The 521-nt window shown below is 74.5% G+C and carries 1 protein-coding gene; it reads right to left on the bottom strand.

Going from position 1 to position 521, the window contains the following annotated elements; all coding sequences use genetic code 11:
* Positions 1 to 254 precede the first annotated feature (254 nt).
* Positions 255 to 476, bottom strand: a complete 222-nt coding sequence (locus ABD323_RS41690) for a hypothetical protein (protein ID WP_344447292.1) — start codon at positions 474 to 476, stop codon at positions 255 to 257.
* Between the last annotated feature and the right edge of the window lie 45 nt (positions 477 to 521).

Raw genomic sequence — 521 nt, 5'->3', positions numbered from 1 at the left:
CTGCCAGACCGGTGCGGGACGATGAACGCAATTCGAACCGCGTCACGAGAGACGAGAGAGGGGAAGACGATGACCCGTCGCTGTCCGCTTCCCCGCACGAGCTGCTGTTGTCGCCGCAGCCCGTTCGCCGTCTGACGTCTCGTTCGCTCGTTTCCCCCCACCCGCCCGGGCCGAATTCTCCTGCCCGGGGCGGGAGTTCTGCCGCACCCTGTTCTGGAGGACAGCCATGACCACCGTCGCCACCGAACTCCGTCTCACCCCCGCTGCCGGGCGGACGGCGCCACGGTGGGCGGCGCGCTCGGCAGCTCCGGGGTCGGCTCGGCCGCCTCCGGCACCCGGACCGGGGTCGGGCAGGCGGTCCGGCTGGCGGGCGCGCCCGCGTCCACCGGGACGGCGGTGGGCCGGATGCCGCACCCGACGGCGGTGGTCAGCGCGGCGCCCAGCAGGGCGGCGGTCAACAGGCGGCGTACCGTCACTTCGGGCCCTCCTGGCTGGTCGGCGCGGGCTGGGTGAGCGGCAGG

Source organism: Kitasatospora nipponensis (assembly GCF_039528135.1).
GTDB classification, from domain to species: Bacteria; Actinomycetota; Actinomycetes; order Streptomycetales; family Streptomycetaceae; genus Kitasatospora; species Kitasatospora nipponensis.
Note: the sequence above shows the minus strand (reverse complement) of the source record. Positions and strands in the feature narration are given on the sequence as shown.